The organism is Ignavibacteria bacterium, assembly GCA_015709655.1.
Classification (GTDB): domain Bacteria; phylum Bacteroidota; class Ignavibacteria; order Kapaibacteriales; family Kapaibacteriaceae; genus OLB6.
On the sequence record CP054181.1, the window covers coordinates 1,968,911 to 1,993,730 of the forward strand.

15 protein-coding genes, 1 tRNA gene and 1 CRISPR repeat array (1 of these 17 only partly in view) are annotated in these 24,820 nt (G+C 49.4%); of the genes, 9 read left to right on the plus strand and 7 right to left on the minus strand.

Features of this window, described 5'->3' with window-relative positions:
• A CRISPR array of direct repeats spans positions 1–2,594; the repeat unit is 35 nt; unit sequence CTTTCAAAGATCTGCTCTAGTAGCCAATTCACAAC (it extends 7,846 nt beyond the left edge of the window).
• Between the two features lie 290 nt (positions 2,595–2,884).
• A complete protein-coding gene (locus HRU79_07970; protein ID QOJ26587.1) occupies positions 2,885–3,421 on the plus strand; it encodes a hypothetical protein in 537 nt (178 codons plus the stop codon).
• Positions 3,422–3,756: 335 nt separating this feature from the next.
• Here the strand turns inward: HRU79_07970 and HRU79_07975 are convergent, their stop codons facing one another.
• Positions 3,757–4,176, minus strand: a complete 420-nt coding sequence (locus tag HRU79_07975; protein ID QOJ26588.1) for a hypothetical protein — start codon at positions 4,174–4,176, stop codon at positions 3,757–3,759.
• A gap of 213 nt (positions 4,177–4,389) precedes the next feature.
• On the opposite strand from HRU79_07975, the gene HRU79_07980 reads away from it, so the two are divergent.
• From HRU79_07980 to HRU79_08010, 7 genes are all read left to right on the plus strand, one after another.
• Positions 4,390–4,992 carry a TetR/AcrR family transcriptional regulator gene (locus HRU79_07980; GenBank protein ID QOJ26589.1) on the plus strand — a complete coding sequence of 201 codons (603 nt, stop codon included), beginning with the start codon at positions 4,390–4,392 and terminating at the stop codon, positions 4,990–4,992.
• Between the two features lie 53 nt (positions 4,993–5,045).
• Positions 5,046–5,744 (plus strand): outer membrane lipoprotein-sorting protein, encoded by a 699-nt coding sequence (locus tag HRU79_07985; protein QOJ27302.1) that lies wholly within the window; start codon positions 5,046–5,048, stop codon positions 5,742–5,744.
• Position 5,745: 1 nt separating this feature from the next.
• Positions 5,746–6,966, plus strand: a complete 1,221-nt coding sequence (locus HRU79_07990) for an ABC transporter permease (protein ID QOJ26590.1) — start codon at positions 5,746–5,748, stop codon at positions 6,964–6,966.
• Positions 6,967–6,970: 4 nt separating this feature from the next.
• Positions 6,971–8,182 carry an ABC transporter permease gene (locus HRU79_07995; protein QOJ26591.1) on the plus strand — a complete coding sequence of 404 codons (1,212 nt, stop codon included), beginning with the start codon at positions 6,971–6,973 and terminating at the stop codon, positions 8,180–8,182.
• Positions 8,183–8,185: 3 nt separating this feature from the next.
• Complete coding sequence (locus HRU79_08000; protein ID QOJ26592.1) at positions 8,186–8,869, plus strand: ABC transporter ATP-binding protein; 684 nt, start codon at positions 8,186–8,188, stop codon at positions 8,867–8,869.
• Positions 8,866–10,077, plus strand: a complete 1,212-nt coding sequence (locus HRU79_08005; GenBank protein QOJ26593.1) for a hypothetical protein — start codon at positions 8,866–8,868, stop codon at positions 10,075–10,077. Before HRU79_08000 ends, HRU79_08005 begins: the two co-directional genes overlap by 4 nt.
• Positions 10,078–10,191: 114 nt before the next feature.
• Positions 10,192–12,090 carry a chloride channel protein gene (locus tag HRU79_08010; protein QOJ26594.1) on the plus strand — a complete coding sequence of 633 codons (1,899 nt, stop codon included), beginning with the start codon at positions 10,192–10,194 and terminating at the stop codon, positions 12,088–12,090.
• 6 nt (positions 12,091–12,096) lie between these two features.
• Here the strand turns inward: HRU79_08010 and HRU79_08015 are convergent, their stop codons facing one another.
• Both HRU79_08015 and HRU79_08020 read right to left on the minus strand, forming a co-directional pair.
• The gene (locus tag HRU79_08015; GenBank protein ID QOJ26595.1) at positions 12,097–12,741 is read right to left on the minus strand and encodes a hypothetical protein; all 645 of its coding nucleotides are present in this window, start codon (positions 12,739–12,741) and stop codon (positions 12,097–12,099) included.
• A 3-nt stretch (positions 12,742–12,744) separates the two neighbouring features.
• Positions 12,745–14,520, minus strand: coding sequence for a SurA N-terminal domain-containing protein (locus tag HRU79_08020; protein ID QOJ26596.1), 1,776 nt, complete (start codon positions 14,518–14,520; stop codon positions 12,745–12,747).
• 225 nt (positions 14,521–14,745) lie between these two features.
• Between HRU79_08020 and HRU79_08025 the strand changes: the two genes are divergently transcribed.
• Positions 14,746–15,144 (plus strand): methylated-DNA--[protein]-cysteine S-methyltransferase, encoded by a 399-nt coding sequence (locus HRU79_08025; protein ID QOJ27303.1) that lies wholly within the window; start codon positions 14,746–14,748, stop codon positions 15,142–15,144.
• A gap of 669 nt (positions 15,145–15,813) precedes the next feature.
• Here the strand turns inward: HRU79_08025 and HRU79_08030 are convergent.
• The 4 genes from HRU79_08030 to HRU79_08045 form a co-directional block, all read right to left on the minus strand.
• Positions 15,814–15,887 (minus strand) — tRNA-Lys (locus HRU79_08030).
• Between the two features lie 100 nt (positions 15,888–15,987).
• Positions 15,988–18,687 carry an immunoglobulin domain-containing protein gene (locus HRU79_08035; protein QOJ26597.1) on the minus strand — a complete coding sequence of 900 codons (2,700 nt, stop codon included), beginning with the start codon at positions 18,685–18,687 and terminating at the stop codon, positions 15,988–15,990.
• A 277-nt stretch (positions 18,688–18,964) separates the two neighbouring features.
• A complete protein-coding gene (locus tag HRU79_08040) occupies positions 18,965–21,661 on the minus strand; it encodes an immunoglobulin domain-containing protein (protein ID QOJ26598.1) in 2,697 nt (898 codons plus the stop codon).
• 174 nt (positions 21,662–21,835) lie between these two features.
• The gene (locus HRU79_08045) at positions 21,836–24,544 is read right to left on the minus strand and encodes an immunoglobulin domain-containing protein (GenBank protein ID QOJ26599.1); all 2,709 of its coding nucleotides are present in this window, start codon (positions 24,542–24,544) and stop codon (positions 21,836–21,838) included.
• Positions 24,545–24,820 lie beyond the last annotated feature (276 nt).

Sequence of the window (24,820 nt, forward strand, 5' to 3'; positions counted from 1 at the left end):
CGAACTTTCAAAGATCTGCTCTAGTAGCCAATTCACAACGGGACGTTGGACCGTGTCATTGACAGGACGACTTTCAAAGATCTGCTCTAGTAGCCAATTCACAACACATTTCCTTATGGATGACACGGGGAACCACTTTCAAAGATCTGCTCTAGTAGCCAATTCACAACTGTAGTGCGGCCAATGGGTCTTGGTTTGCACTTTCAAAGATCTGCTCTAGTAGCCAATTCACAACACCGCGTATGTCGATAAGCTCATGCTTCAACTTTCAAAGATCTGCTCTAGTAGCCAATTCACAACACGGCCCTTTGCACGGCCTTCTTCGAGAGAACTTTCAAAGATCTGCTCTAGTAGCCAATTCACAACGCCTAGGGCGTCAATGTCTCTAAGAGCCTGACTTTCAAAGATCTGCTCTAGTAGCCAATTCACAACCAACGGTCAGTTGGTTCGTCACGGTGACCTACTTTCAAAGATCTGCTCTAGTAGCCAATTCACAACAGCGCGTGCCCCATGAGTCCACGACGTCGTACTTTCAAAGATCTGCTCTAGTAGCCAATTCACAACAAAAGGCAGGCCAGTATAGTCCGCGCACGACTTTCAAAGATCTGCTCTAGTAGCCAATTCACAACGGGGTGGGGAGAGGCGTTCGTTACTGCCGACTTTCAAAGATCTGCTCTAGTAGCCAATTCACAACATCCAACCACCCATATCACGCACCAACATAACTTTCAAAGATCTGCTCTAGTAGCCAATTCACAACAGGTGGAGGTTGGGACCATGTTCACACGTAACTTTCAAAGATCTGCTCTAGTAGCCAATTCACAACAGTACCGAAGTCGAACGGCATGCCACCGTACTTTCAAAGATCTGCTCTAGTAGCCAATTCACAACCGTAGATGGCTGCGTATGCTTCCGTCTCTTACTTTCAAAGATCTGCTCTAGTAGCCAATTCACAACACCGCGTATGTCGATAAGCTCATGCTTCACACTTTCAAAGATCTGCTCTAGTAGCCAATTCACAACTGTTACGCTGTGCCACCCAATAACAGTTGCACTTTCAAAGATCTGCTCTAGTAGCCAATTCACAACCACGGGACGCAATGTGTTCTTGCTGTACTACTTTCAAAGATCTGCTCTAGTAGCCAATTCACAACCCACCGCGAATGCGGGAGCCTGCCGAAGAACTTTCAAAGATCTGCTCTAGTAGCCAATTCACAACTGATCTTGCGTGGATTCACGGGGTTGAGCACTTTCAAAGATCTGCTCTAGTAGCCAATTCACAACGAGTACGGCGACGTCCTGCTTCAGCTCCTGACTTTCAAAGATCTGCTCTAGTAGCCAATTCACAACCAAGGTTCAACGCTTGGTCAAAGTCGATGACTTTCAAAGATCTGCTCTAGTAGCCAATTCACAACTACTGGCGACGGTGCAGCTATGCGCGACTACTTTCAAAGATCTGCTCTAGTAGCCAATTCACAACTTGCTACAATCGTGGCGACAATGTCTACCGACTTTCAAAGATCTGCTCTAGTAGCCAATTCACAACAGGGTTTGATCGATGCCGATGCAGCTAACGACTTTCAAAGATCTGCTCTAGTAGCCAATTCACAACGATACGTTACAGCTATCCCCTCGATAGGGACTTTCAAAGATCTGCTCTAGTAGCCAATTCACAACTGGTGAGGTGGATGTGTCTGTTTCTTTGGTACTTTCAAAGATCTGCTCTAGTAGCCAATTCACAACCCTGGCGATTGAATAACAGGATTCGAAAAACTTTCAAAGATCTGCTCTAGTAGCCAATTCACAACACGAGGACGTATCAGCCTACACGTCAGAAAACTTTCAAAGATCTGCTCTAGTAGCCAATTCACAACTGGAGGCAACTGTTATTGGGTGGCACAGCGACTTTCAAAGATCTGCTCTAGTAGCCAATTCACAACAAGGCCACCGATGGCAGCACCAACGACACCACTTTCAAAGATCTGCTCTAGTAGCCAATTCACAACGATAAACGAGTTCACACCAAATGCGAAGGAACTTTCAAAGATCTGCTCTAGTAGCCAATTCACAACGAGCTGTTGTACGGCAAGCCAAGTAACTAACTTTCAAAGATCTGCTCTAGTAGCCAATTCACAACACCGCGTATGGTGATTAGTTCGTGCTTCAACTTTCAAAGATCTGCTCTAGTAGCCAATTCACAACACAGGCGTGGTAGTGCCCTGCCGTCTGCAACTTTCAAAGATCTGCTCTAGTAGCCAATTCACAACTATAGACGTAGCACAGGGGCGAAGTGGTTTACTTTCAAAGATCTGCTCTAGTAGCCAATTCACAACGCAGCTGTTGCGTGAGGATTTGAAGGTTGACTTTCAAAGATCTGCTCTAGTAGCCAATTCACAACAGATGCAAGGGCTGGCATCCTTGCATATCAACTTTCAAAGATCTGCTCTAGTAGCCAATTCACAACAAAAAACCGTTGTAGTATACGCTGATACAACTTTCAAAGATCTGCTCTAGTAGCCAATTCACAACGGCGTGGGTCGTAGCCACAGCTAAAACGCACTTTCAAAGATCTGCTGCTCTGGTTATAATGTCAGAACTGAAGAAAATCAGTTTTTGAAAGATACATGAAGCGCGACATGATATGCCGTGTATTGGGTGACATTTGAATACTTGCAAGGTTGAGTGTATTGCCGACGATACAGTATCAGGCGTATCTGAGGATGTAAGTCGGAGCTTGATGAGCGATTGGCAGGAATTGGTGCAGTGCTGAACTGCATGCAAAACATGTTAGAATAAAAATGCCGGGTCCGCTGATGCGCTGCAGGTATTCACTCAAGCTGCTTTTGTGTGTTTTAAGTATCCGGAATATTTTAAGGAATGCATTATGAAATTGATACTCATGGCAATAGGTGTTGCGTGTTGCATTACTGCCTGCAACACGATAAAGGTACACCAGCATACAATTCCGTGCGGAGAGCATACTCGTGCAGACGTGGTCAGGTCTGCAATGAGCTTGCTTGTGATGCATGGTTTTAACATTACTCTTGCTGATACCGTGGTAGGTTTGATTCAGGGAGAATCAGCGGAAGAATCAAGTTTTTGGGCAGGCTCCGTTAGTAAGAAAATATGGCAAATCACGATTAAAGTAAATCAGCCTGCAGGGAATGTTTATGCAGGCGCTGCAACGGGGGGTATGGGAGATCAGCAGTCTGCTACTCTACAGTCTAGTTTAAACTATCATGTTGCTGCAACGGCAAAGGTAGTTACAAAAACAACCAATGCTTTTGGAGCAACATTGAGCACTACTGAAGTTTATTGTAATAACGACACGCTTCCTGGTGAAGAATGGTATTGGAGTGTGCGGCATGGACTGGAATCATTGTGTGGCTCGGTTTCTGTTATAACCACCAAGATACTGTAGGTGCGAGGTCTCCCAAGCTCTCCCAAGCCCTCCGTCAAATTCGTTTTACTAAGGCGATTGTGCCTGCTCCACATAAGGGGAAAACTATCCGGATGCTTAGTCAAGGTGGAGGCTAACCTGTTTTATCGGTTTGGAGAGGTTGCGGATAGTTATAGGTCTGCGTCAAACTTTAACCCCTGCCTAGATGCGGTTGGGGTTTGGACTGTTAACGGTAATGATGCAGAAGCAGGCGCACGGTGCTGTACAGGTATGCAAACACGTACATGGTGCGGGGGTGGCGCACAGCGTGCAAGGATATGCAACTGTGAACTACACCGGATCAGGTTTGCGCTGGATCAATGTTTGAGTTTGGCTGACCCGGTTGGAATCTGCTCCCTGATGAGGGATTCTGACAATTCTAACCAGGTTTGCAATATGAACTCGTTGTTGATTGTGTTGTCGGCTGCAATGATCCCGCGATGGGTGCCGGGCTGGATGAACAAACGGGTGTTGTTGCCGTCGGGACCGGTTACAAACACAAAGAAGTTGCCGGTTTTGGGGTCGGCTCGCAGGCTGTACCAGCCAATGTCCTCGGATGAGGTGTACTCCTTGTCACAGAAAAAACTGTCCCAAAGGACTGCTAAAATGTGGTCACGATTGCAGGCAACCCATTCGGCGGTGGTCAGATATTCAATACACGCCTGCTTATAGGTTTTTGCCGTCGGACGATCGCCGCCACCGGCAGTCACAGCCCCTTCACTATCCTTGCACTGCACAATGTCCCTAACTCTAAGTTCTTGATTAGATGTAATTTACGGACACATTGAATAATCTGCACTGTGATTTTCGTGGTATTCCAAGTAGGGTTGGGTAGGGGGCTTTGGCTGACGCTTGGCTGCACTGATACAAAAAAAAACTGTTTGATATATTGACAAACAGAATTTTAGCTTTATTTTTGAACAAACGTTCAGTCAAAAAATAGGAGAGCTATGTCACCACGTACTAAACAACAGTCAGAAAGCCTGCGCGAGGTAAGCCGCACCAGGATTATGGAGGCCGCCCTGGGCTTGTTTGCCGGGAAGGGGTTTGCGGCAACGTCGATAAGTGATATCGCCGGGGTAGCAGGGATTTCGAAGGGGCTGATGTATAACTATTTCGCAGGTAAGGACGAGTTGCTTGAACATGTTCTGCAGATGCTGCTTGGCAGAGTAAGCGAGGTGTTTGCTCCGGCACTGGCGGTGACGGATCCGTGCAAGCGGCTGGAAGCACTGATCCGGACAAGTTTCGAAATGCTGAAATCAGATCCGGCAATATGGAAAATGTTTATCACACTGTCGCTCCAGCTTGACAAGCAGTCAAATGCATACGCAATCGTAAGCAGCTACTGGAGTAATATGTTCAGTAATGCTATTGCCATCTTCACCGAAATGGGGGTAAAGAATCCACAGGAAACGGCGTTCCGCTATGGTGCTGTGATGGACGGGATGGCGGTGCAACTTCTGATGTTCGGCAATGAGCGGTTCCTGCACTTCGACGAAACACTGGAAATGTTTATTAAAGAGTTCTGTTCAACATCAACAAAGGAAAAATAATTATGATGGCGTACATAGTTCCTCTGCTTGTTGCAGCAGTTTCAGTTGTGACCATGCAGAATACGCGCAATGCAACAGAGATCGTGCGTACGATGGACGAAAAACTAAAAGGGAAAACCTCGCAGGCAGAGATTACGGTGCAAATAATCCGTCCGTCATGGCAGCGCGATCTGTCGATGCGGGTGTGGACCAAGGGGTCCGACTACTCAATGGTGTACATCACTGCTCCGGTTCGGGAGAAGGGTAATGTGTTCCTGAAACGGAATAAAGAGGTTTGGAACAGGGTTCCGGCAATTGAGAAAACAATCAAACTTCCACCGTCAATGATGTCACAGGCCTGGATGGGGACCGATTTCACCAACGATGATCTGGTAAAACATAGTTCAGTAGTGACAGATTATACGCATACTCTGGAGTCGGAAGCAGATGTGGACGGCAGCAAGTGCTACAAAATCGTCATGATTCCCAAACCAAATGCCTCGGTCGTATGGGGTAAGATTATCTCGTACATTGATAAAAAAGAATATGTCCAGCGACGAGTTGAATACTACGATGAAGATAATGAACTGATCAACGTTCTGCGTGGGACCAACCTGAAGCAGTTTGGGGGTAAGGTGCTGGCTTCCCGGATCGAGATGACGCCGCAGGGGAAGCCCGGACATAAAACAGTGATGATTTATGCCTCACTGCAGTACGATAAGCCGATTGACGACAAGTTTTTCTCAACCTCCAACATGGAAAAAGTAAAATAGTATGCTGTACGTAAAACTTGCCTGGAGGAACGTTTGGAGGAACAAGCGGCGTAGTATGATCACGGTTGCGTCAATCATGTTCTCGGTGTTCTTTGCAGTGTTCATTCGCGCACTGCAGTTGGGGATGTATGACTCTATGACCGATGCCGTGGTGCGTAGCTGGTACGGTTACGTTCAGGTTCATGCGCAAGGATACTGGGATGAACAGTCACTTGATAACACGTTCCCGCGTGATGTGGCAACAGAGTCTGAACTGCTCAAACAGAGCTCGGTTGCCGGTGTTGTTCCCAGACTTGAAGGCTTTGCCTTGCTTACCTATGCCGATAAGGTACGCGGAGTTCACCTCTCAGGGATCAACCCCACGGCAGAGGACGAGATGTCGGAGCTGCGCAAACGGGTTGTCAGCGGAGCCTACATAACCGACTCAGACAGTGCAGTGCTCGTGTCAGAGGGGCTTGCACGGTACCTTGGAATTCACACCGGCGATTCATTGGCAATGGTCGGCATGGGGTTTAATGCCAGTACTGCCGCAGGCAAATACAGTGTGAAGGGTGTTGTAAAACTTGCTTCAACACAGGCCAACAATGCGTCCGTATTCCTACCGCTTGCCGCTGCACAGTCGTTTTACGGAACGGATAACAGACTCACGGCGCTGGCGTTGCTTTTAAAACCCGGCGCGGATGCTACTGAAACAGTGCAAGCACTTCAGCACACTCTGGATACAAAAAAATACGAGGTTATGTCGTGGCAGGAAATGCTCCCCGAGCTGGTTCAGATGATACAGGTTGACAGTGCAGGCGGACAGATCATGGTGTTCATTCTGTACATGGTAATCTCGTTTGGCATCTTTGGCACCGTCTTGATGATGGTAGCCGAACGGCGCTATGAGTTTGGCGTTCTTCTCTCGGTTGGCATGAGCCGGATACGGCTAAGCCGGATACTGGTGCTTGAGTCGCTGTTGATTTCAACAATTGGTGTGTTGAGTGGAATCGTGATTTCCCGCCCCTTTATCCACTACTTTCATCAGAATCCAATAACACTAACCGGCAGGGCAGCCGATACTCTCCGAAACTTCGGCTTCGACCCTGTTATGCCAACGCTTCTCAGTTTATCAATTCCGGTTACTCATGGAGCGGCTGTACTGACCGTTGCAGTTCTTCTTTCTGCATATTCCATTGTATCGGTTTACAAATTGGATCCACTAAAAGCATCGAGGCGTTAATAACATGATACTAAAAATCGCATGGAAAAACCTGTGGCGGAATAAACTGCGCAGTAGTGTCCTGATATGCTCCATTGCACTGGGAATCTCAGCCGGTTTATTCCTGATGGCGATGACAAGGGGCTTGAACACACAGCGAATCCAGAATGCAATTGGCTCCGGACTCGGACATATTCAGATTCATCACCCCGATTACATTGCCGAAAAAAGTACCGCGTATCAGATTACTGATACTGCCTACGTTACCGAGGTGCTCAGCGGCATTCCGGGTAACAAGAAGTGGACGTATCACTGGAACTGTTTTGGTATGGCTGCCTCGGCAACCGGCGGCTACGGCATCAGCCTGGTTGGTATTAACCCACTCACGGAGCAGCAGGTAACGAGCATTGCATCAAGCATCACGGAAGGCAGTTACTTTGGTTCGTCACGTCGCAACCAGGTTGTTATTGGTGAACAGCTTGCCAGGAAACTGAAAGTAAAATTAAATAACAAAATTGTACTAACGTTTCAGGATGCTAATGACAACATGATCTCGAATGCATTCCGTGTAACAGGAATCTATCGTACTGCATCGTCGCGGTTTGACGAATCCACGGTATTCGTTTCCCGGCACGATATCAATAATCTGATTGGGTCAGCCTCGGGTATTCATGAGGCGGTTGTAATGCTGGATAACACCGATCTGCAGCAGGCGGCAATGCTAATCGCCGGTAAAATGCCTGAGCTCGCAGTGCGCACATGGGACGAAGTGAGTCCGGAGCTTGGCTACGCCAACGAACTCATGTCTATCGCACTCTCGGTATTCATTCTCATCATCATCATCGCGATGTCATTTGGCATTATCAACACCATGCTCATGGCAGTGCTCGAGAGGCAGCGTGAGCTTGGCATGCTCATGGCAATTGGCATGAGTAAGGCAAGAGTCTTTGCAATGATACTTGTAGAAACACTGTGCATTGCTTTGATCGGAGGGCCGGCCGGGATTATTGCTGCATTTTTGGGCATCAGCTACTTTGGTGCAAAAGGGATAGATCTTTCCTCAGTTGGCAGTGGCCTTGACAGCCTGGGCATTGGCAGTGTTATCTACACGCAACTCGACCTGCAGATGTACATCATCATCACAGTAACTGTAATTCTTACATCAATTCTGGCGGCGGTTTACCCTTCGGCACGAGCCGTTCGTCTGCGCCCTGCCGAAGTTATTCGAAAGAGTTAAACTATGTCACTCATACAAATCACTAACCTGTACCGGACCTACAATGCAACAACGATACCGGTACAGGCACTGAACGGTATTTCGCTTACCGTAGAGGCCGGCGAGTTTACCGCCATCGTCGGGCCTTCAGGGTCCGGCAAAACCACCCTGCTAAACATGATTGGCGGACTTGACTCGGCCACCGGAGGTAGTATCCGGATTGGGGGGATGGATATAACAAACTTTACAGGAAGCGAACTCATCAACTTTAGGCTGAAATACATTGGCTTCGTGTTCCAGGCGTACAACCTGATACCGGTGCTGACCGCAAAGGAAAATGTTGAGTTCATCATGCTGTTGCAAAATCATGATAAAGAGGAACGCGAGAAACGAGCAATGGAGCTACTCGAGGAAGTTGGTCTTGCCGACAGGGCAGATAATAAGCCGTCCGAAATGTCGGGAGGACAGCAGCAACGTGTTGCCGTGGCACGAGCGCTTGCGTCAAAACCACAGTATGTGCTGGCCGATGAGCCAACAGCGAATCTTGACGGTGCTTCTACCCGGAAGCTGCTTGATACCATGGCGATGCTGAACCGCATCGAAAACACTACTTTCATCTTTTCAACACATGACCAACGTGTCATCGAACGAGCGCGACGGGTAATCACGCTTGAAGATGGCCTGGTTACGGAGGATTTCAGACGATGAAGAACTATATCATCTTCGTGGCAACACTGCTTGCACCGTTAGCCGTGCAGTCACAAACGAACGGTACGCTGGCCGACAGTTTTCAGGTCGATAGTGTGCAGGCAGAATCAGAGTCCCTGCCCGCTCTCACAATTGGCGGATACATAAAGAATCTGAACGGCATGATTGCCATACCCGAAGAGGAATGGATGCACTGGGGTTTGCTGCATGGCAGACTGAACGTTAAGTGGGAGCCCCTTGACTGGTTTACGGGTGCTGTAGAGCTCAGGCATAGGATTTACTACGGCAATGCCGTAAACTCAAACCTGTACTCGTACTACTTTATTGATTCCAAACATAAACCCGAAGACTTGTCGGACTGGCCGTTCGGTATTTCGTCGGCAAAGGTGATGGGAAGCATCGAACGGCTGTGGGGACGATTTGCATACGAAGACTACGAACTTACCGTAGGACGGCAGCGCATCAACTGGGGCGTTAATCTTGTTTGGAACCCCAATGATATTTTCAACACGTATTCATTTGTGGACTTTGACTACGAAGAACGTCCGGGTGCCGACGCAGTCCGCCTAAGAATGAATACAGGCGAGCTCTCATCAATCGAAGTTGCCTGTAAGTTCACCGATACCAGCACCACCAACGTATATGCCGCTCAGTACCGGTCGAATTACCAGGGCTATGACTACCAGGCTATTGCCGGTTACTTCCGCGATGAATTCGTTCTGGGGGCCGGATGGGCCGGTAGTATCGGAGATGTTGGGTTTAAAGGTGAAGGCAGCTACTTTCATCCTACAACCAGCATTGACGACACATCGGGAATTCTGGCCGCTTCAGTGGAGCTTGACTACACGATCGGCGGCACGGTGTATCTGTGTGCTTCGTATCTGTTCAACAGCAGTGTTCAGCCAATACCAGATTCCGGATTTATAAAAATGCTGAATATAGGGACTGACGTTAGTTCAAAAACACTGAGTCCGACAAACCATACGGCATTCCTGCAAATACGAAGCATTGCAAGCCCGGTATTCTCTGCCGGTGTATCTGCAATGTACTTTTTTGAACTCGACGGGCTGTATGTGTTCCCGACAATTTCGTATGCATTCGCCGACGCATGGGAACTATCAGCCTTCCTGCAAAGTTTTGCAGTGATTGATTCCGGATCCGACAACATGATCCACAACGCGAGCCTCCGGCTAAAATTCTCGTTCTAAGGTGTAATCTACACACAACTCGCTACGACGTAATTTTGCGGCAGTCTTTTTTACACTCAGGCATTTGCCGTACCCCAGCAGCGTACGACGTGTTGTCCGAAACACTTAGCAACAATGAACACCATCAACATACAGTCGGGGATTTCTATTGCTCCTTCACTGTATCCGGCATTAGAGGCTGAACAATACCAGCAACAGCCGCGATCGAATAAAAAGCGACTTCTTAGAATCTCAGCTATCGCATTTGTTATTGCCGTAGTGGTAAGCGTGATTGCTAAGGGGCTTATGTATCTGATAGATTTTGTTACCAACATGTCGTTCTTTGGAAGTCCCACATTCGATTATGCATCGCCGGCAGGGAATTCACTTGGCGTGTTTGTAGTTGTTGTACCGGTAATAGGCGGGCTCATCGTAGGTGTAATGGCATTGTATGGGTCAAAGGCAATACGTGGACACGGTATTCCGGAAGCACTGGAGCAGATATTAACAAATCAGAGTAAAATCAAACCGGCGGTAACATACCTGAAGCCTCTTGCGTCGGCAATTACGATTGGAACTGGTGGACCATTTGGCGCAGAAGGACCTATCATAGCCACCGGTGGTGCCCTTGGATCAACGATCGGACAGATTCTACGGATAACGCATAACGAACGAAAGATTCTGCTGGCAGCCGGAGCTACAGCGGGGATGGCTGCAATCTTCGGCACTCCGATAGCGGCTGTCCTCCTGGCCATCGAGATGTTACTGTTTGAGTTCTCGCCAAGGTCGCTCCTACCGGTAGCTATTGCGTGTGTGGTGGGTGCTGCTGGGCACCATGTGTTGTTTGGTCAGCAGCCTGTGTTTGCAATGGGCGATATTGCCGCAGCCTCCAACACAGCGCTGGTTGTATATGGTGGCCTGGGTATCGTGATTGGCATACTGTCAGTTTTCGTTAGTAAGGCAGTGTATTATGTTGAAGAACTGTTCAGTAAACTACCCGTACACTGGATGTGGTGGCCTGCCATCGGAGGTGCGGTGGTGGGTGTGGTTGGATATTTTGCGCCGCGCACTCTTGGAGTTGGATACGAGAATATTACAGACGTGCTGTCGGGCAGCCTTACCGTACAGATGATCGCCATCCTCTGCGTCATGAAATTTGTTTCGTGGGTGATTGCATTGGGCAGCGGCACTTCAGGCGGGACTCTTGCGCCACTCCTAACCATTGGAAGCACGGCCGGTGCACTGATTGGCATGGGAATTCTAATTGTGTTCCCGTCGGCCGGTATTACGATACAATTGGCTGCACTTGTAGGTATGGCGGCGATGTTTGCCGGTGCTTCACGTGCGCTGTTAACATCAATCATATTTGCCTTTGAGACAACGGCACAGACCAATGCGCTGATACCGTTGGTGGTAACGTGTGTGGCAGCATATCTGGTATCGTTCTTCCTGATGGAGCACACGATCATGACAGAGAAGATTGCACGGCGTGGCGTTAAAGCGCCCGATTCATATCAGGCTGACTTGCTTGAGCAGGTAACCGTAGCCCAAATGCTTAAGGGTGATGGTACGGTGCTTAAGTCCGAGAATACAATTGCTGAAGTGCTGAACCTGCTGAGCACTGAGCCGGATAACTACTCAAACTACTTTATCGTTACCAACAACGACGGTAGCTATCAAGGAATTATCAGCTCGTCGAACCTGTTTGCTGCACATCATAACCCGGAGAAATCAGTTGCCAGTTTGATTAAGCGACGTCCGGTATTTGTGTATGCAAACAACTCGCTGCGTTCTGCCGTCGAAATCATGGCCAACGAAAATGTTGACGTGTTGCCGGTTGTGTCCGGTGACAACATGGTCGTGGTTGGCGTACTGTCATACCGCGATATCCTGGCCACGTACAAACACGAAGTTAACGAGCACGAGATCCATCAGCCTAACATCATTGTAAAGAGGCGCAGTCTGCAAATGCTGGTTCGCTGGAGGAGGATGGTGGGTCGTGTGCAGCACAAATCAGACAACAGTAAAACGTAGTGGTGGCTACTGAAGCTCACGGAATGCAAGCTGCCTGTCGCCCGGCGTAACCAGGCTTGTGCGAATACCAAGTGCTGCCGCTGCAGCCGTATTCAGCGGACTGTCATCATACAACGCCACCAGGGAAGGATGTACGCCATGCTCCTCACATACATGCATGAAGAACTCGGCATCAGGCTTCCTGAGGCCGGCTTTGCAGGAGTAATGCGCTGCATCTAGATTGAGCGGTGTAAGGCTTACAAGCCCGGGCAGCATGGACTGAGCAGTCTCCAGGTGTAACTCAGAGATGTTCGAGGTTAACACAACCTTGGGTACGCTGCCCTGAACCGAGAAGTAGTGGTGTTTAAGTTCCGTAGGTATCTGTTCCGCAAACCAGAACGGTTCTACGATAATGGCATTCCATGCATTACTGATGTGGTCGGAGGATGCCGTAAACCCAAAGTGATCCCGGAGCGCCTGATAGAATTCGGCAGTGGTGAGCATACCTTTATCGTAGCTGACAAAAATCGGATTCTGTTCATCGTTTTCAAATTGGACAGGTGTCCCGTTGTATCCGGGTAGGGCCATGAAAGCGTTCCGAGTACGCCTGAAGTCAATCTTGAAAAGCACATTGCCCAAATCGAGCATCACAAGCTGAACGGGAGGCGTCATAGTTTAGTACCGAAAACAAACCCACCTGAAGTCACGGATATCGGCTGTACGTGTTATGTGGGTAAGAAAATCCGACCATTGCTGTTCGCGCTGACGCTGTACGTACAGATCACCCTCGGCTTGTAGCCACTCTGAAAACGGAGGAAGGTCGGTGGTTTTAGTGTTAATAATGTTTACAACATACCAGCCGGCATCACCACGGAACGGACCCATCATGCCTGCGCTGGTGGCGCGGCGGATGGCCAGTGATGCTGTTGGGTCGTACACTTCGGGGCCAACAAACCCTGTTGCATCAATCGTCTGGTCTCTCCACACGCTTGTTGTGGGGAGTTGTTCGGCAATAAACATTCGTCCGTCAGGCAGCGCCTTGCATAGTCCGTACATTGTCCGTGCCCTGGGTTCTAGGTGTGAACATGCCTTATTCCGAATGATGTCTTCAACAATGCGACTGCGGGCGGCATCAAGAGTAAGCAGGCCTGCAGGCAGCGAATCAGCTGCGATCACCAGCACCACCCCGCTGTCAGGCGTATCTACAGGCGGAGCCAAGCCCCCTACAGGAACTTCGAAGGCAGCCTGCACTACCCGGTAGCTGCCAAAGACTTTATCGGTGGACGTAACCCATGGTGACATTGTAATTTTTTTGTTAAATCGTGCTTCGATCTCGTCGATAGGTGTACCATTGGAGTACATGTTTGCTGCCTGCCGGACATCTGCAAAAACACTGTCGGTAGTTTCTGCGCCTGGTTCAACCGGTGCAACAAGTATCCGTATGGCGTAATCGGGTGAGGTTTTATCCTGACGCCGCAGCACACTGTCAACCAGTATAATATGATAGCCCTGCGGATTCAGGATTGGTCCAACGCATGTACCGGGCCGGCCGTTGCGGGTAGAGGCAACAGCCTTATAGAACTCTCGCTGACTAACTGAATCGGCAGACAGAATTGTTGACGTATGCTTAACCTGCTGCGCTATTCCATCCCAGATTGAGTCTCGTTTCTCGGTATTATGTTCTCCATTGACGGCAGCAACAAATGACAGCATATCGCGGAGCACCATTGATGAATCAAGGTGTGATGCAACAGTTTCCCAGCGCAGAGCGGCAAAGCGTCGCAGCGGCACATCCGACACGTAATCAGCCGTGTGTCTCTGGTACCAGTCATGAATTTCTGCATCGGTGGGTGTGTAACGCACATCCTTACACGGCAGGAAGTACACATCGGCCTCGGCCTGGTACGCTGCCTGCTTGTACAGTTCGGCCAAAGCAGCCGTATCAAGGGGGGTGATAGCCTCCCGATAGGCCCGCAGTGCATTCATGCGCAACACATCGGCAAGCCTGCTGCGTAATTCGTGCATAGTACTTGTAACCGATGCAACTGCCGAAGTAATATTCTTTAGCTTTGGATTTTGTGCTCGAACAAGTGAATCCGGCCGATACAGCATGGCTTCAAGAAGCTTTTTGTCGAACCGCCCCTTGTTATCGGTAAATCCGCGTTTCACATAGTCGGGAGTTGCATTCAGCAGTACCGAGTCAACCTGTGCGCTCGAAACGGCAATGCCGAGTTCATTTGTTTTTTGGCGAATCAGTTCTGTCTGCACCAGGGCATTCCAGGTATCCTGCATGATGCTGGCCGACGTTGAATGCGTCATTGAATACAGCTCGGATTTCCGTCCGATCTCGCGTGCATACGTTTCGAGCAGGATGGTGTCGCCATTCACGATACCGGCTACCGGAACTTCGGGTGTACTGGTTTGCAGGAGTAAGAAGAGTAGAAGTAGCATGTGTGTAAAAATACCGCTCAATGCCGAAAGACTTTGCGACGGGTTGCAGACAGCAGTAGTTTTGAGCAGCCGGAGTGTTGAACAACTCAACTACACGTTTCTGTGTTCAATTTTATTACAGTATCAACCCGTTTTGGGATTCTTGCCGCTCTCTTCAACCATGAGGGTGTGCATGCCATTACGATTGCTGAATCAATTGACGGAGCCTACACTTCGCTTGTAGAAATGGCCGAGGCTTCGGTGCCGGAAGCAATCAACCCAAGCCCCCTCCCCAATGCTGTCCTCAAACGTCAGCTTACCGGGCTGATAACAGGCGTTACGCCTGCTGACAGGATGCGGCTGTGTATCCGGGGAACACCGTTTCAGCAACGGGTATGGTCGGCACTTTGCACCATTCCGCGAGGCGGTACCGAAACCTACGGTGGTATAGCTTCCAAACTGGGCCTGCCTGCGAGTGCAGCGCGCGCCATAGGTAGTGCCTGCGGTGCCAACATGTTTGCAATTGCGGTACCGTGCCATCGTGTGTTGCGGACGGATGGAGGGTTAGGGGGCTACCGCTGGGGCCTGGAACGTAAGGCTGCGCTGCTGCAGGCTGAGGCGGGAGTACAGCCACTGCTGCTTTGAAATACATGGTCCTAACAAAGATCAAAACCAATGTGCTCACCGGGTACTCGGAGGCAATGCGCTAAAAAAATTTACACTATGGAGTGGGCCAGTCCGGGCGAACTTCTCAGCGTATAGGCCTTGATGAATCGGCTGAAGTCGTTCGCGCAGCCACCAGTTCCGCTCGCTTTGAGTTCTGGTATCAAGCATAACTGAATCTACAATCGAAACTTCGCAACATCGAAACAGCACTTCGACGCTTTTAAGGGGGGTTGGCGGTAGAGTTCGACAATGAAGGATTCGATAGACTTCAAGCGTCTTGTGTTGACATTGATGTGCGGGTCGGTCGGACGAAGTGCTTGACGGTCAACATTCCAATGTTTGGGTTTGAGAGAAATTCCCGAACTACATCGCAGTCGTTGGCCAAAAACTGCCACATTGATCATCACAGCACTGCCAGATGGCGGTGGTTTGTTCAGATAGAATGAAGGACGCATAAACGAAGAAACCGTCAGTAGTGTGTTCGCGCACAGGCCTTACCTGAAATTTGAACTAACCTACTGACGGTTTCTTACAACAGCCTGAAATACGGCAGGAACACGGTGGATTTTCTCGTCTGCATAAACTACTCCAGAAGAGCTCGTTCGTCGCAAATCGTCTTCCTGTGGTTCCTGCCAATTTCAATGATTGTGCTCCCTCGGGGGCTCGAACCCCGGACCCACTGATTAAGAGTCAGTTGCTCTAGCCAGCTGAGCTAAGGAAGCTCGCAAAAATAGACTTTTTTTTGAAATGTTTCAGACCAGGAATAAAAAAAAGGTCACTGATGTGAATCAGCGACCTTTTCAGGAGAAGTTAATCTGGCACTTACCTGATAACGTTCAGTTTCATGAAGTACGAACCTTCCGGTGTGGTAATTACGATATTGTACAAGCCGGACGATACCGAGCTTCCGGTGGCGGACGTGAGGTTCCACTGTACTTGTTGCGTTGTTGGATGCAGTGTTGTAACGATATTACCCTGCGCATCAACAATCATTACCGTAGTAGCAGTACTTCCCGTATTGATGGTAACCGTTCCCGTTGCCGGATTCGGGTACGCACTCATGCCAGCCGAATATGCATCGGTTACCGATGCAGCAATTTCGCAGGTACCGCTGGCAGCAACAGCGCTGTTTCCACCTTCTGCCGATGTAATGAGCAGATTGGCAGTGTAGTTGCCGGGGTTAAGGGGCTTGAACTCGGCGCATACTTCTGCTGATGATCCTGCCTGTACCGTGAGCGGCAGGGCAGTGGTAATTGTAAACTCTGATACGTTAGTACCGTCAACAGTTACGTTGTCAATTGTAATATCGGCAGCTGTCGGGTTTGAGATGCTAAAGCACTTTACCCGCACTTCACCCTTGTCAACCGTGCCAAACGGTAACGTCCTGTCAGCCGAATACAGAACAACACCCGATCCTGAAATGGCAATAGAGCTTGTTCCTGCAGTAGCTGTTGACTGGATGTTTAGGGTAGCGGTCGAGGCGCCGACTGAGCCGGGAGTGAATTTGATTTTTACAGTGAGTGACTCACCCTTGTTAAGGGTGTTTGAAACGGGTGCAGTAACTGTGAAATCGGCAGCATTGGGTCCGCTAAAATTAAATCCGTTTATGGTTATCGGTACATTACCGCCATTGCGAACCAGGGCGTCGAACGTGACTTCGCGACTGTATCCGAAAGGCACTCTACCCATATTGAGTGACGGTGATGAAAGGGCAATTGTCGGGACGCTTGAGGCGGGGTCAATCACTGTTAGCCTAAATGCTCTCGTTGTAACACTACCGCAGACGTTACTTATCGTAACGCGGTAGAAACCATCGTGCGAGAGATTCACACTTGGAATGGTAAATCGGGTATTCGTGCTTCGCTGCACCACCTGGTCATTATGCATCCATACGATTTGACTACCTGTGGTCTGTCCCAGGTCGAACGTTACAGATGCTCCAACGTCGGCAATCTGATCTGCGGGCGTTACGGGGATAGCCGGCATGTCAAGGACGTTCAGAACAGCCTGTGAGCTTGTTACGGTAAAGCCGCAGGTTCCGGTAACTTCAACGGTATAAACTCCGGAATGCTGCTTTGTTGCGTTGTTGATTTTCAGCTCGTAGTTATCGGAGTTGTTAATAGGATTGCCATCCTTAAACCACTTGTAATGCAGGTCGGATCCCTCGGCATTCACATGTAGGCTTATACCCGAAGTACCGGCACAAACGTCGGCAGACTGAGGCTGAGTACTGATAACGGGTGCTCCGTACACTCCCACGTATGCGCGGTTGGATGACACCTCGGCAGGACATTCGGTTAGGACTGAGCCGGGAACAATCACATGAACCCAGTAGAAACCTTTATCGCCGTCCTGCAGGTTAGCAAGTGTGAGTGAGCTGCCTGTAGCGCCGGCTATGGGCTGACTCTCTTTATACCACTGATAGCTTAAGGTAGCGCCTACGGCATTGGCCTGTAGGGTAGTAGTTGAACCGGGACAGAAGAGTCCACCTGCTAAAGGAGAAGCAAATTGTGGTTTAGCAGCAACGGCAAGAACGGCAGTGGAGCTGGTGACCGGCTTCCCGCAGGCGCCGCTGACAACAACATGGTACTTCCCATCATCACTGATGGTTGCGCTGTTCACGGTATATGTAGCAGATGTTGCTCCTGTGATTGCCTTGTTGTTGTGATACCACTGATAGGTAAGTGCAGTTCCGGTGGCTTTAACGGTCAGCGTGGCACTCTTCGACTCGCAAACCGCCTTGCTTTCCGGGTTAGCCGTAATGTCGGCGGGCTGCTGAACTGTTATCGTGAACTTCGGGCTGGTAACCTGCTTATCACATGAATTCGTGATGGTAGCATACCACGTTCCGTCATGTCCGCTTTTTGAAGCCGATGGAATTTGCAATATTGGCACAGCAGTTTTAGCAAAGGCTTCGCCATTTCGATACCAGAGAACCGTAAGCCCCTTGGCATCAGCCATTGAAAACTGCAGGTTAACAATATCGCCCTCACAGGCCTTAACGTCTTTAGGACCAGCAACGATGACCGGCGGTGTGCATTCAACCTTTATTGCAAACGGGCCATTGTATTTCCAGGCATCCTTGCTGGTGTAGATACATGTTTTCGTGCCGGTTATCCCACCGCTCTTGACGGCTTCCGAGATGCGGATGTAGCATTGGTCAACAGTTCCGAAGTCGGACGGTACGGTAAACTTTGCCGTCAGAACACCATAAAATTCCTTGCCATTATAGTCTGACTTCAGAAGTTCAGCAGTTGTCACGGTGGTCCAGGTCTGTGTACCGTCTGTTGACAGTTGTACCGGGAACTCGCTGGTTTTGGGGAAGTCAGCACCGCGCAGGTACATCTCGGCTTCTACAGACATCACGTCGCCTGCTTTAACAGCCTTTGGGTTTGACTCCCCGTTTGCCGAGTACGAATACGTTGCAATGTAGCCATAGGCATATTCACATTGCGCCTGCATTCTGGAGGTAGAAGCTGCTATCAGCAAGCAGGAAAAAATGAAAGAATACAGTACCTTCATAGGTGCTCTCCGTGGTTATATCGATGGATAAAGAAGCCGGGATTCGGCTGTCGAAATGACGCTGGTGATAAGCATATAGCGCTCCAGGAGAAATTTGGTTACACTGTGCGGAGCATTGCGGCACATTTTCAGCATTAAACCACGTCATCTGCTACAATTCTGACAGGCAGTGGTGAAATGCAGAGGATGTAAGACCAGCCTATCAGCAAAAAAAACGGGTATGCTGGCAAGCATACCCATTGTGAGTTGTGAGATGTAGTAAGCTACGTTAATTTGATTAACGAATTACGTTCAGTTTCATGAAGTACGAACCTTCTGTTGCAGCAACAACGATAGTGTACATACCGGATGGAGCTGCATTACCGTCGGAGGATGTAAGATTCCACTGTGCTGACGTTGATGTTGGATACAGAGTTGTAACTACATTGCCGCGGGCATCGAGAATCGTGACCGATGTGGCGATGGTGCTTCCCGTGCTTATGGTAACGGTGCCTGAAGCCGGATTTGGGTACGCGCTCATGCCAACCGAATACGCATCGGTTACTGATGCAGCAATTTCGCAGGTACCAGTGGCTACTACAGTAGTGTTACCAGCATCAGCAGATGTAATGAGTAAATCGGCAGTATATGATCCCGGGTTAACGGGCTTGAACTCGGCACATACTTCGGCGGTGCCGCCGGCAGGGACGGTAAGCGGTAATGTGGTGGTGATACCGAATTGTGCCGTACTTGCACCTCCGACGGTGACGGCCTCAATTGCAATGTCGGCTGCAGTAGGATTGGTGATCGTGAAGCATTTTAAGCGAACTTCGCCCTTATCAACAGTACCAAAATCCAGTTTGCGGTTTACCGAATAGAGAACAACGCCCGAGCCGGAAATCCCAACCGAGCTTGTCCCGGCAGTTGCAGTGGACTGAACGTTAAGTGTAGCCGAAGAGGTGCCAACGAAGCTTGGAGTGAATTTGATTTTTACAGTGAGTGACTCACCCTTGTTAAGAGTGTTGGCAACAGGCGCAGTAACCACAAAATCAGCAGCATTGGGTCCACTAAAACTAAATCCGTTTACGGTGATCGGTACATTACCGCCATTGCGTACCAGGGCGTCAAACGTAGTTTCGCGACTGTATCCGAAAGGCACTCTGCCCGCATCAAGGGACGGCGATGAAATCGTGATTGTTGGAATTTGTGATGCGGGGTCAACAACTGTTAAACGGGCGCTCCTTGAAGTGACGCTTCCGCAGGCGCTGTTGATAACAATGCGGTAGAAGCCTTCGTCAGACAACTGAACGGCTGGGATAGTAAACGATGTGGCGGCACCACGGGACAGAATCTGATCGTCGTGCATCCAAACAACTTCCTGTGCATGATCAGCCGTAACGTTGAATGTAACTGACTTACCAACGTCGGCAGTTTTGTCGGCAGGCTGTACCGTGATTGCCGGAACTCCAACAACGCTGACAACTGCCTGCTGGGACGAGGCCGTAAATCCGCACACACCCGTAATCTCTACGGTGTAAACACCTGAATGCTGCCTCTTTGCGTTTATAAGTTCCAGCTGATAACTGTTAGAATTATTAATGGGGTTGCCATCCTTAAACCACTTGTAATGCAGGTCGGATCCCTCCACGCTTACGGTGAGTTTTACGGTTGTACCTTCACATGCGTTAACAGACTGTGGTTGGGCACTTATTGTTGGGGCGCCGTGAACGCCGATATACACCCGGTCTGACATAGATTCGGCATTACAGCCGGTTTGGGCCGACCCTGGCACGCTAACATGTACCCAGTAAAAACCTTTATCATCGCTGGTCATGTTTGCCAGTGTGAACGAAGGCTTGTTGGCGCCCTGGATAGGCTGATTATCTTTATACCATTGATAGGTAAGCGTGGAGCCGGTTGCCGCACCGTTAAGAGTAGTTGTAGCACCTGGACAGAACAAACCGCCTACAGGTGTTTGGGTGAATACCGGTTTGGCAGCAACGATAATAGTAGCCCTCTGACTGGTGTCGGGTTTACCACAAGCCCCTTTAGCTACCACAAAATACGTTCCTTCATCAATGAGTTTCGCAGATCCAATCAGGTAAGAGTTACCGGTTGCGCCATTGATTGGCATGTTGTTTTTATACCACTGATACGTAATCAGCGAACCGGTAGCGTTTGCTGCAAGACTGTATTGCTGTCCGTCACACAACGTTTTTCCCGTTGGATGAGCCGTAATGAGAGCAGGTTTTTGGACAGTTACCTGGTAGGTAGAGGTATTGGCTGACAGGCCACATGCATCCTTGATCTTCACGTACCATGTACCCTGATGCTGGCTTTGGGCTACTGAGGCAATGGTATATGACGGAGTTCCGGTCGTTGCTGCAAGCCCGCCATTACAGTACCATTCATAGGTGATTACACCCGGGTTTGATGATGCGTTTACCGTCATTGTCAGCGGCGATCCCTCGCATCCGGTCACATTGGTTGGCTGACTGAAAATCGTAGGCGTTACGCACGGTGCCTTGATTTCGAAGGGTCCGTCGGCATACCAGTCATTCTTGCCGGCATACAAACAATCTTTGGAACCGTCGGGAAGTTCCTCACCCACTCGAATGTAACAATTTTTCCCATAACCAAAATTAGAAAGTGTAAATTCGCCGGTGATCCAGCCGTAGATATAGCCGTAGCCGTCATCGTACGGACCATACAGATACTGGCAGTACGCAACAGTGGTCCACGTCCGGCCGGCATCGGTAGAGATCTGAATCGGGAAATAATGGTCCATCGGGAAGTCCTGAACATCGTAAAATTCAAAGTATGCTTCCAGATAGATTACGTCACCGGCTGCAACGAGGGTTGGGCGGTACTTTCCGTTGGCATCCCAGTAATCGATCCCGATGTATCCGTAGTTGTACTCGCACTGTGCCTTGGTCTGCACTGCTCCCAAAGTTACAAACAGGGCAAGAATGAGAGTTGTATAAAATTTACTCATAGTGTACGTCCTGAAAATATTGAATACGTAATCAGTAGGTTGCTATATAACGCTAATGCACTGCTTCGGTTACGGTACCCTGTGCAATAAGTTAAAATAACAATAAAAAATGCAAAAGCCCCTTTCCTGGTGGAGAAAGGGGCTTTAAATAGTATTGGATTCGACAGATTATATCTATCTGGCCACGTTGAGTTTCATGAAGTATGAACCGGCCGGGTTAGTTACAATGATGTTGTACAGACCAGAAGCGAGTGGTAAACCGTTGGCATTTGTCAGGTTCCATACGGTAGCAGACAGTGTGGGGTGCAGGGTGGCAACCACGGCACCGTGTGCATCGACGATCGAGATGGTTGATGCGACAGTTTCACCGGTGTTGATGGTAACGCTTCCGCTTGCCGGGTTCGGATAGATGCTCATACCGGCATTCAGGGCGTCCAGAGTAACCGATGATGCTATTTCGCATGTTCCATTGGCGCCGACAGTAGAGTTGCCGCCGGTGCTGGACTTGATGGCAAAGCTGGCAGTGTAGCTACCTACTTCGTGCGGGGTAAACTCGGCACATACTTCCTTGGTGCTACCGGCTGGGACCTCAACGGGCAGCGGAGTAGTGATGCTGAACAGCGAAGCATTGGTACCGCTGACCTGGATATCATCAATGGTAATGTTGGTTGACGAGGTGTTGTTAATGGTGAAGCACTTGATCCGTGTTTCATTCTTGTCGGCAGTGCCAAACTCTACCGTCTGGTCAGTTGTGTACAGCACAACACCGTTACCGCTGATCTCTGCCGTGCTTTCGCCTTCGGTGGCGGTGGACTGAATGTTCAGTGTGGCGGTGGAGGTGCCAACAAAACTTGGCGTGAATTTAATCTTCACGGTGAGTGACTCACCTTTATTCAATGTGTTGGCAACCGGAGCGGTAACCACGAAGTCAGCCGCGTTGGGACCGCTGAAGCTAAAGCCGTTTACTGTAATCGGCACGTTGCCTGCATTCATGACCAGTGCATCGAAGGTGACTTCATTGCTGTAGCCAAAGGGTACGTTGCCGGCGTCAAGGGTAGGTGACGAAACAGCGATGGTCGGCACCAGCGAGCTGGGGTCGATCACGGTAACGCGTGCCAGACGAGAGTTTACGCTGCCGCAGACGTTGGTGATCACAGCCTGGTAGAAGCCGACATCGCTGAGCTTGACGTCTGTCAGTGTAAGTGTGGCCTCGGTTCCCCTTGCCACTTCCTTACCGTTACGGAGCCATACAACCTCTTGTGCACCCTGATTGTTTGCAGTTAGCGTTATGGTTTCACCGACCTCGGCAATAGCGTCGGCAGGCTGCGAGGTGAGCACCGGTAATGAGTACACATTTACTTCGGCAACCTCACTGGTTGCAAAGAAGCCGCACATGCTGCTCACCTGCACCGAGTATGAGCCCTGCTGTGCGGGAGTAACGTTGTTGAGTTCGAGAGCATAGTTGTTTGACTGCGGAATCGGAGCCCCTTTATAGAACCACTGATACTGAAGATCTGCGCCCTCAGCATTTACGGTAAGCGTAATGTCGGACCCTTCACAAACGTCGGCCGAGGCAGGTTGTTCGGTAATGGTAGGTGCATCATATACGCCAACATAGACGCGGCCCGAGGTGGCGTCGGCCAGGCAGCCGGTTTCAGCTGATCCCGGCACGACTACATACACCCAGTAGAAGCCGTTGTCGCGTTCTGAGATATTATCAATCGTTAGTGTTCTCTGGTTTGCACCAAGAATCGGTTTATCGCCCTTGTACCACTGGTAGGCCAGGATGTTGCCTGTTGTTTGAGCCGAGAGAGTAGCCTTGCTGCCCGGACAGAAGGTTCCGCCTGCAAGCGGAGTTGTAAACCGCGGTTTCACGGGTACAGCAATGGTAATTGCTTCGCTGGTGTCCGGGTCGCCGCAGGTACCGTTAACGATTACCTGGTACACACCTTCGTTATCGGAAGAGGCACTGGGGATGCTGACTGTAGTTCCGGTTGCTCCGGACATTGCTACGCCGTCCTTATACCACTGATACTTAAGGTTCGTACCTTCGGCAGCCACAGAAATTGTGTGTGAATTGCCTTGGCAAACAGTTTTCGATTGTGGCTCCTGCGTAATCTTGGTCGGGATGTCAATCGTTACTCTAAACTCATCTGTCTTCGCCTTGGTACCGCAAACGTCAATAATGTTAACCATCCATGTTCCCTCGTGGTCAGCCTTAACTGATTGTGCATAGGAAAGTGATGGCTGCAGAGTAGTTGTCATTAACACGCCGTCTTTATACCACTCAAAAAAGATGTATCCGTATTCTTCCTTTGTTGCAATCTTCATGGACAGCGGATCGCCCTGACATACGGCAATACTTGATGGTTGCGGTTTGACGATAGGCGTAACGCAGGGACGAATTACCTTAATCTTGCCATACCAGTATGGCTGATTGTAGTCTGGTGGGTACGATTCAGCACAACTCTTGGTATTATTGGGGACTTCCTTTACCCGGATGTAGTAGTCACCAGGCTTTGTGTCGGTTGGCAGTGTGAACTTATAGACAAGTTCGCCATAGTAGTCATATTTATAATCCCAGGTGGTTACGTCGTCGCTTAAACTCTTCCACGTTGTACCGCCGTCTCCCGAGAGCTCAACCGCGAATTTCGAGTCTGGAAACCTTCCACTATAATAATAGATCCAGAAGTAAGCAGCTACAACGTCACCGGGTGCAACGGTCAGAGCCTGGTCACTCCAAACATACTGTCCGGTTTTAGCGTCAATGAAATAGTCAAAAACTAGTTGGCCATTCCAGTTCCAGCAGTCCTGGGCTTTTACCCCGACGCTTGACTGGAATAGCAACACTGCAAACACAAATAATGTTGCAAAAGATTTCATACAAAGAACCCTTCGTTGGTTAAATCCTGAATTGTTTTCAATGGTACTGTGCGGTTCATACAGTATGCTCAAAAAACACCTGTTGGCATTAACACATCCGGAGCTGAAAACGCAATGTAATTCAACGAATCTGTCAACACGCTATGAAACCAGTTTACAACAATAACACTTAGTAGGGATTATTGTTACTTTGGGGGTCGGTTACTAAAACTACAAAATGTTGTAACAACTAGATAATTAAAGTCCTTACGACGCAACGGTGCTGTTCATGGTTCC